At 73.0% G+C, this 8,629-nt stretch carries 6 protein-coding genes and 1 pseudogene; 4 read left to right on the top strand and 3 right to left on the bottom strand.

Annotated elements, in window-relative coordinates:
- From MFF42_RS10715 to MFF42_RS10705, 3 genes are all read right to left on the bottom strand, one after another.
- Positions 1 to 1,614 (bottom strand): tryptophan 7-halogenase (locus tag MFF42_RS10715; RefSeq protein ID WP_238255740.1); only part of this gene is annotated, 1,614 nt, incomplete at its 3' end.
- Between the two features lie 30 nt (positions 1,615 to 1,644).
- Positions 1,645 to 2,286, bottom strand: a complete 642-nt coding sequence (locus MFF42_RS10710) for an AAA family ATPase (protein ID WP_238255739.1) — start codon at positions 2,284 to 2,286, stop codon at positions 1,645 to 1,647.
- Positions 2,283 to 3,296, bottom strand: coding sequence for a methyltransferase (locus MFF42_RS10705; RefSeq protein WP_238255738.1), 1,014 nt, complete (start codon positions 3,294 to 3,296; stop codon positions 2,283 to 2,285). Before MFF42_RS10705 ends, MFF42_RS10710 begins: the two co-directional genes overlap by 4 nt.
- Positions 3,297 to 3,721: 425 nt before the next feature.
- Here MFF42_RS10705 and MFF42_RS10700 point away from each other — a divergent pair, with 425 nt between their 5' ends.
- The 4 genes and pseudogenes from MFF42_RS10700 to MFF42_RS10685 all read left to right on the top strand — a co-directional run.
- Positions 3,722 to 4,018, top strand: coding sequence for a DUF3467 domain-containing protein (locus MFF42_RS10700; RefSeq protein ID WP_238255737.1), 297 nt, complete (start codon positions 3,722 to 3,724; stop codon positions 4,016 to 4,018).
- 89 nt (positions 4,019 to 4,107) lie between these two features.
- Positions 4,108 to 6,009 (top strand): GAF domain-containing protein, encoded by a 1,902-nt coding sequence (locus tag MFF42_RS10695; RefSeq protein ID WP_238255736.1) that lies wholly within the window; start codon positions 4,108 to 4,110, stop codon positions 6,007 to 6,009.
- An 11-nt stretch (positions 6,010 to 6,020) separates the two neighbouring features.
- Complete coding sequence (locus tag MFF42_RS10690; protein WP_238255735.1) at positions 6,021 to 8,168, top strand: PqqD family peptide modification chaperone; 2,148 nt, start codon at positions 6,021 to 6,023, stop codon at positions 8,166 to 8,168.
- Positions 8,161 to 8,629 (top strand): annotated as a pseudogene (locus MFF42_RS10685) (preprotein translocase subunit SecA); the annotation flags it as partial. The gene MFF42_RS10690 and the pseudogene MFF42_RS10685, both read left to right, overlap by 8 nt.

Raw genomic sequence — 8,629 nt, 5'->3', positions numbered from 1 at the left:
GAGGCCGGCGACGAGGTCGGCGAGCCGGGCCCCCGCCGGGGTCCGCCGCAGGATCGCCGGGCCCTCCTTGGCCGCCGCGGCCCTCACCCGCACCGCCGCGCCGGTCGCGGGCGCCGGGCCGTGGAGGGCCTCCAGCAGGCGGCCATGCGGGGCCATGGTCTCGGCGACCTGGGCCGAGCGCGCCCGGATGCTCGCGAGAAGCCGTCCGATCTCGCGCCCGTCGGCGATATCCACGGGAGCGAAGGGACGGCGCGGCAGGAAGTCGGCCCCCGTGAACAGGAGGTAGTGGTCGCCCTCGCCGAAGACCGCCTCCGCCTCCGTCTCGACATGGCCGGCCGTCTCGTAGAGGTCGAGGCGGTCGGCGAGACGATCGGGTAGGGGGACGGCGCGGGCGGCGGCCCAGAACGGCTCGGGCCGGCGACCGAGGACGAAATGCGCGGCCACCGCCTGCGAGGCGTCGTCGTGGCGGCGGTTCATCCGCGCGGCGTAGGCCCGGCGCAGCACGTCGTTCGCCTTCTCGCGCGGCAGGTAGGCGACGAAGGCTTCGAGCGCGGCGATGACGAGATCGAGGCCGAAGCCTCCCAGAGGCTCGACCGCACCGGCCGACGCGCCCAGGGCGACGACGTTGCGCTGCCACGGCGCCCGGCGCCGGCCGGTGCGCAGCCCCGCCCGCGTCACCTCGCCGGCGCCCCCCGACGCGGTCTGCAGCAGCGCCTGCGCCGTCTCGGCCGAGGTGGTGCGGCTGTCGTAGACCAGCGCGTGGACGGTCCGGTCGGCCAGCGGCAGCGATGCGGCCCAGCCCTCCGACAGGCCACGGTAGAGGGTGAAGGAGGCCGGCTCCGGCTCCCGCGGCGCCGACAGGGTGGCGATGCGGTCGCCGCGGCCGCCCTCCGCGACCCATGCCTCGCCGAGCCCGGCGCCGATGATCTCGGCCGCCGCCCCGGTGCAATCGAGGAAGACGTCGCCCTCGACCGTCTCGCCCCCGTCGAGGACGAGGGCGGCGACGTCGCCGTATAGGTCGCGCTCGATCGCCCGAACGCGCCCCGGCACAACGCGAACACCCTCGGACAGCGCGATCTCGCGGAAGAACCGGACCAGGCCCGCCCGGTCGAGGTGGTAGCCGTAGTCGCCGGATTCGACGAGCGAGGAGGTGCCCGCCTCCGGGTGGGGGCCGCGCCCGGCCGCCGCCATCAGCGTCTGCGGCGCGTAGTCGGCGTAATCGCCGGCCGCGATGCCGACGCTGCCCTCGCGCAGCTTCAGCCAGTAGTGGAACAGGTCGCGCCCGGCGATCCGCGGTCCGCAGGCGCCGAAGGGATGCCAATGGCCCTGCCGGCTCGCGAACCAGTCCTCGAAGCGGCCGGCGAGCCGGAAGGTCGCCGCGCAGCGGCGCAGGAAGATCGCCTCGTCGATGCCGAAGCCCTGCAGGAAGCGCGTGAAGGCCGGGCGGGTCTCGATCGCGCCGGACGGTCCGGACGCCGGGGCCGGGGCGACCAGGGTCACCGTCCAGCCGACCCGGCGCAGGGCGCGCTTCAGGGAGGCGGCGGCCATCCAGCCGGCGGGACCGCCGCCGGCGACGACGAGGCGCGGCGGTGCGGAGCGTTCGGACCTGAGCATCGGACAGAGGGCTCCGCGAGCGCCATGGCCTCACGCCGTCGTCGGCACGGCCGCGTGGGTGGACGGAATTCCGGATCGGACGGCGGCGAGGTGGTCGGCGAGGGTGCCGGCCCCGAGGATCTGGTCGGCCGCCGGCCGGACCCGCTCGCGCTGGAGCGCGTAGACCGGGTGCAGCAGCGTGTCGTAGCGGCCGAGATAGGCGTCGAGCGCCCCGAGGAAGCCCGGCGCGGCGGAGGGGTCGCGCCGGGCCTCCGCGGTGAAGCCGCGCAGCTTGCGCGCCAGCGCGACGTCGAGGGGCAGGTCGAGCCAGACCAGGTGGTCGATCTGCGCTGCCGTGCCGGGATGGGCCCGGCCGAGCAGGGTATCGAGGACGATGACGGGCCGCGCACCGCGCCGCGACAGGCGCAGCGTGCCGCCGCGCTCCCGGTCCGGCACCGGCTCGCCGCGCCGCAGCCGCGTCAGATCCTCGGCGAATCCCGGCAGCGGCACCGCGTCGAAGGGAGCGCCCTCAGCGAGCCACGCCGCCACCCGCTCCGGCGGCCAGGCGGTGATGGCCTCGTAGGCGTCGTAGGCGAGCACCGGCGCACCGAAGTGGTCCGACAGGGCACGGCAAAGAGTCGACTTCCCGCTGCCCGGCGGTCCGGACACGGCGAGGACGAGGGGCGTGCTCACGGCGCACCGCCGGGCTTGCGCGCCTCGATCAGGTGGAACGGCGTCTCCAGGGCGATGCGGCGCACGCTGACCGCGACGAATCCGAGGGTTTCCAGCGTCTCGGTGTAGAGGTCGGCCTCCCGGAAGAAGGGCTGGAACACGAGGTCGGCGGATTGGACGTAGCCGGGCGCGCCCGCCCGCAGGTCCAGGGGCGCCCGCTCGTAGATCACGAGGCGACCGCCGGGGGCGAGGGCCTGCGCGGCGCGTTCGAGCAGGGCGCGGGCCGCCTCCGCCGGCCAGTCGTGCAGGACCGATTTGAGGGTGACGAGGTCGTGCCCCTCGGGAAGGGGGTCGCGCCGCATGTCGCCGGCGCGGAACGCGACGCGGGCGCCTTCCGGCCGGTCCGCGAGGGTCTCGCGGCCGAGCGCGCAGACGACCGGCAGGTCGAACACCGTCGCGGCGAGCGCCGGGGCGCGGCGGCAGGCCTGGGCGGCGAACTCGCCGCTGTTGCCGCCGAGGTCGAGCAGGCGCCGATGGGAAGCGGGTTCGATCCGGTCGAGGCAGGGGCCGGCCTCGTAGCGTGTCAGGCAGGTGGTGTAGCCGACCCAGCGCCGGGTCGCGTCGAGGTTTTCCGGCGTGATCTCGAAGCAGCGGTCGTAGCGGAACAGCTCGAAGGTGCGGGAGGCGGCCATGAAGGCCGGCAGGTCCGCGACGAAGGCGGGGAAGTGCCGGCGCAGATCCTCGGAGGCGGCGGCGGCGAAGGCGAGCTTCGCCTCGATGAGGTCGCGGCAGGGCAGCACGGCGCGGAACGCCTCGCTCAGCCCGATCCGTCCCGGCTCCGGCTCGGCGGCGATGCCGGCGCCGACGAGAAGGCCGGTCAGGCAGGCGAGCTGCGGCGGGGCGAGGCGAAACTCGTCGGCGAGAACGGCCGCCGCGATGTCGGAGCGGCGGGCGAGACGGTCGATCAGTCCCGATGCGAAGGCGAAGCTGAGGGTGTGCGCGGCGGCTTCGCTCTCGAGGAAGCGGTCCACGTGCGGAAAATCCGGCCCCGCCGCCTCCGGCGCCGAACCTGTCTGCCGCCCCCCGGCCGGCATCAGCGCGACGCCGCGTGCAGGCGGCGGTCGGACGCCTCGTCAAAGCTTGGGAGTGAAGGAAGCCTTGAATTGAGACGCTGGGTCAACGCATTTTTCTTCGTGGCCATTGCTGCCGCCACATTCCATTCGTGATCGAATCGCACAAACCGTGCAATAGCTCCTATCGCCCTGTGTGCCATAAATGCAAGGCGACTTGGTTTCGCTGGGATCGCAAGGCAAGCCGCCGTTCAAGGGCGGCTTTATTCGTGCCATATCTTGACGAGGACTTGGGCGCCGCGTTCCGCTCCGGCATCGGGCCGGCGGTGACTTCACAGGGTCCAAGGTGACGTCGCGCGGTGGCGCGCGAGGATGAGGGAGCAGTCGTGAGCGAGAGCAGCAAGCCCGGTTCCGCCGATCAGGTCCGCGCGATCGAGTGGCGTGAGGACAGCATGACGACGCAGTTCGCCAACGTCGTGAACGTGCAGGGCACCCGCGAGCAGGTGGATCTGTTCTTCGGCACCAACCGGACCTGGAACCTCGCCGCGACCGAGAACGTGGTGGTCGACCTCTCGAACCGCGTGATCCTGACGCCGCTCGCGGCCAAGCGCCTGCACTCCGTCCTCGGCGGCGTCCTGGCCGAGTACGAGAACCGGCACGGGCGGCTCGACCTCGACGCCTGACCATCCGGCCCCGGCGCCGCGCCCGACGCGGCGGCGGGGTTTTCCCACAGCAAGACCCTGAGCGCCGTCAGTCGAGGAAACCGGGGGCCATGAGCGAGCGATTGGCGGTGGAGGGCTCGCCCGTTTCGGGTCTGTCCGCGGCGGGCCCGGCCGCGCGCCTCTCCCTGCTGGAGCCGGCCCTGTGGCAGGTGCTCCGGACCGCCCAGACACTCCAGGCGGCGGCGGATGCCTGGCTCACGCTCCAGGCGCCGATGCTCGGCGCGGAGCGGGCCTGCGTCCTGCTGCCGGGGACCTCGGTGGGGCTCGCCCCGCTCTCCGTGTTCCCGGCCCAGTCCGAGTGCGAGGCCGGCCTTCGGGAGACCGCCGAGGCCGCCCTGCGGGAGAACCGCCCGGTCGTGCAGGCGATGGCGGAGACCGGGCCGCTTCCGGGCGCCGCGCCGCACGGAGCGGGCGCCTGGATCGCCCTGCCGCTGGCGCTCGACGAGGCGTGCTTCGCCGTCGCCGCCTTCGCCCTCGACAGTCTCGACAAGGACGAGCTTCGCGCCGCGATCCGTCAGGTGCAGTGGGGCAGCGCGTGGCTCGTTGCCAAGCAGGCCGAGCTGATCGGGCGCGGCGAGCGCCGGACGCTGGCGCGCTCGCGCTCCGTCCTCGACCTGCTCGCCGGCGTCCTGGAGCAGTCGCGCTTCTCCGCCGCCTGCACCGCCGCGGTCACGGACCTCGCCATCGCCTTCTCCTGTCAGCGGGCGGCGATCGGCTTCGTGCGGCGCGGCAGCACCCGGATCGCGGCGATCTCGCACTCGGCCCAGTTCGGCCGCGAGATGAACCTCGTGCGCCGCCTCGGCGCCTGCATGAACGAGGCGATCGACCAGCGCAGCCTGATCCTGTTTCCCGCGTCCGAGAGCGAGGCCACCGTCACGACGGCGCATGCCGACCTCGCGCGCCTGCAATACGGCGGCCGGGTGCTGACCGTGCCGATGCTGGTCGACGACCGCTTCGTCGGCGCCATCACCCTGGAGCGGCCCGCCGACCAGCCGTTCAGCCTGGAGACGGTCGAGCAGGTGAGCGCCTGCGCCGCCGCCATCGGACCGGTGCTGGAGGACAAGCGGCAGAACGACCGCTGGCTGGCGCTGAAGGCCGCCGACGCGGTGATGAACGGCGCGCGGCTGGTCTTCGGCCCGAACCGGACCGGGCTCAAGCTCGGTCTCGCCGCCGCCCTGGCCCTCGTCCTCGCCCTGTCGGTGATCCAGACCGACTACCGCGTGACCGCCGATGCCCGCGTCGAGGGCCTCGTGCGCCGCTCGGTCGTCGCCTCCTACGACGGCTACCTGAAATCCGCCGGGCACCGGGCCGGCGACACCGTGCGCAAGGGCGACCTCCTCGCCGCCCTGGAGGACCGGGACCTCGCCCTGGAGCGCCTGCGCTGGGTCACGGAGCGCCAGCAGCGCACCTACGAGTACGACAAGGCGCTGGCGACCCGCCAGCCAGCCACGATCAACGTGGTCAAGAGCCAGATCGATCAGGCCGAGGCGCAGATCCGGCTGCTCGACGAGCAGATCGCGCGCTCGAAGTTCACCGCACCCTTCGACGGGCTGATCGTCTCCGGCGACCTATCGCAATCCATCGGCGGGGCCGTCAGCCGCGGGCAGGTGCTGTTCGAGATCGCGCCGCTCGACAGCTACCGCGTCGTGCTCAGCGTGGACGAGCGCGTGATCGCCGACCTGCACGAGGGCCAGACCGGGCACATGCTCGCCACCTCCCTGCCCGATCAGCCCCAGGCGCTGACGATCCAGACCATCACCCCCGTGGCCGAGGCCAGGAACGGCCGCAACCTGTTCCGGGTCGAGGGCCGGATCGCCGACGGCGCCACCCGGCTGCGGCCGGGCATGGAGGGCATCGCCAAGGTCGACGTCGACCGGCGGCTGCTCGCCTGGATCTGGGCCCGGCCGGTCGTCGATTGGCTGCGTCTCGCCCTCTGGCACTGGTGGCCGTGAGGGGGTGAGGCATGTCCCAGTCCCTGTTCAGCCAGTCGTGGTACCGGGTCGCGTCCCTGCGCCCGCGGCTGCGCCGCCACGCCGAGATCCATCGGCAGAGCTTTCGCGGCGAGGTCTGGTACGTCCTGCAGGACCACCAGACCGGGCGCTTCCACCGGCTGTCGCCCACCGCCAACCTGATCCTCTGCATGATGGACGGGCGCCGCACCCTGCAGGAGGTGTGGGAGGCCGCCGCCCGCCGCAACGAGGATGACCCGCCGACCCAGGACGACACGATCCGCCTGATCTCGCAGCTCCACGGCTCGGACCTGCTCCAGGGCGACCTGCCGCCGGATCTCGCGGAACTCGCCGAGCGCTCGGAATCGACCGCGCGCCGCACCCTGATCGCCCGGGTCAAGAATCCGCTCGCCCTGCGCTTCCCGCTCTTCGACCCCGATCCGCTGCTCGACCGGCTCGCGCCGTTCTTCCGGCCGCTCTTCTCGGTCTGGGGTCTGCTGGTCTGGCTCGCGGTCGTGATCTCCGGCCTCGTCGTCGCCGCCCTGCACGCGGGCGAGCTGACGGGCGACGTCGCGGGGCAGATGCTCTCGGCGCAGAACGTCGCGCTGATGATGGCCCTCTACCCCGTCATCAAGGCCCTGCACGAGGCCGGTCACGCCTGCGCCGCCAAGGCCTGGGGCGGCGAGGTGCACGAGGTCGGCGTCATGCTGCTCGTGCTGTTCCCGGCGCCCTACGTCGATGCCTCGACCTCGGCCGCCTTCCCGAGCAAGTGGCAGCGGATGATGGTGGCGGCGGCCGGCATCCTCGTCGAGCTGTTCCTGGCGGGCGTGGCCGCCATCGTCTGGGCCTCTGCCGAACCGGGCCTCGTGCGCGCGGCGGCCTTCAACGTGATGGTGATCGGCAGCGTCTCGACGCTGCTGTTCAACGGCAACCCGCTGCTGCGCTTCGACGGCTACTACATCTTCGCCGACCTCATCGAGATCCCCAATCTCGGCTCGCGCGCCAACCGCTACGTCTTCTACCTGGTCGAGCGCTACCTCCTGAAGATCGAGGGCACGAAGAGTCCCGTGACCGCCGCGGGCGAGCGGCCCTGGCTCTTCGTCTACGCGGTGGCGGCCTTCGTCTACCGCACCATCGTCTCGATCGGCATCGCGAGCTTCATCGCCACCCAGTACTTCGTGTTCGGCGTGCTGCTGGCGCTACTCGCGCTGTTCGGCACCGTGGTCGCGCCCCTGGTGAAGGGCATCAAGTTCGTCCTGACCGACCCGAAGCTGAACCGGCGCCGCGGCCGGGCCATCGTCCTGACGAGCGCCGCCGCGGGGGCGGCCTTCGCCCTGCTGTTCGTGGTTCCCCTGCCCTACACGACGATCGCGCAGGGCGTCGTCTGGGCGCCCGACGACACGCAGATCCGCACCCGCACCGACGGCATCCTGACCGCGCTGCTGGTCGAGCCCGGCCGCGACGCGCAGGCCGGCGAGGCCCTGGCAACGCTCGAGGATCCGAGCCTCGACAGCCGCGTCGCGGTGCTGGAGGCGCAGCTCGTCGAACTGCGCCTGCGCTACGATGCCGCCCGCCTCGGCGACCGGGTGCAGGCGCAGATCCTCCAGGAGCAGATCGCCAGCACCCAGGAGATCCTGCGGGTCTACCGCGAGCGGCAGGCCGGCCTCACCGTGCGGGCGGCCCAGGCCGGCCGGCTGATCGTGCCCGGCGCGGTCGACCTGCCGGGGCGGTACCTGCGCCGGGGCGAGCGCATCGGCTACGTGCTCACCGCCGACGACCCCGTGGTGCGGGTGGTGGTGCCGCAGACCGATGTCGATCTGATCCGCAGCCGGACGCAGGCCGTCGCCGCCCGGCTCGCCGAGAAGCCCGAAGAGGTCCGCGCCGGCTCGATCCTGCGGGAGGTGCCGGGCGCGCAGCAGGAGATCCCGAGCCTCGCCCTCGCGACACAGGGCGGCGGCACCATCGCCGTCGATGCCAGCAACCCGCAGAAGCCGGTGGCGCTCCAGAGCATCTTCGTCTTCGACGTCCAGCTCGCCGGCGGCCTTCCCTTCAACGTCCTCGGCGAGCGGGTCTACGTCCGGTTCGATCACGGGGCGGAGCCGATCGCGTGGCGGGTGCTGCGCAGCCTGCGCCAGGTCTTCCTGAGCCAGTTCCATGTCTGACCCCCTCGCCCTCCCCTCGGGCCCGTTTCCGGCCGGGCCGGCCTTTCGCCTGCCGGCGGCGCGGGCCTATTCGGAGCGCAAGCCGCTCAAGGCGAGCCGCCTCGATCAGGCCGCGGCAAAGGTCATCGGACGGGTCCGGGTAAGCCTCGCCGGCTGGGCCGCACGCCGCTACGCGCGCATCGCCCGCAACGCCCTGGCGCGGGCGGACGCGATCGCGGCTTTGTCCGACGAGGCCCTGCACGGCCAGATCCGGACGATCACGGCCGCGCTCCGCGCCCGAAAAACTTTTCGCGATGCCGACATCACGGAGGCGTTCGCGCTGATCCGCGAGATGTCGGGCCGGGTGAAGGGGCAGCGCCATTACGGCGTGCAGATGATGGGCGCCGCCGCCCTCCTCGATGGGCGCGTCGCCCAGATGGCCACCGGCGAGGGCAAGACCCTGACGGCGACGCTCGCCGCGG

Origin of the sequence: Methylorubrum podarium (assembly GCF_022179745.1) — a bacterium.
Lineage (GTDB): Bacteria > Pseudomonadota > Alphaproteobacteria > Rhizobiales > Beijerinckiaceae > Methylobacterium > Methylobacterium podarium.
The sequence above is the reverse complement of the archived record's forward strand: the minus strand, read 5'-3'. Positions and strand labels throughout refer to the sequence as shown.

Excerpts from the sequence above, each read along its gene's own strand:
- MFF42_RS10695 (WP_238255736.1), top strand. The coding sequence starts at position 4,108 with ATGAGCGAGCGATTGGCGGTGGAGGGCTCGCCCGTTTCGGGTCTGTCC.
- MFF42_RS10690 (WP_238255735.1), top strand. The coding sequence starts at position 6,021 with ATGTCCCAGTCCCTGTTCAGCCAGTCGTGGTACCGGGTCGCGTCCCTG.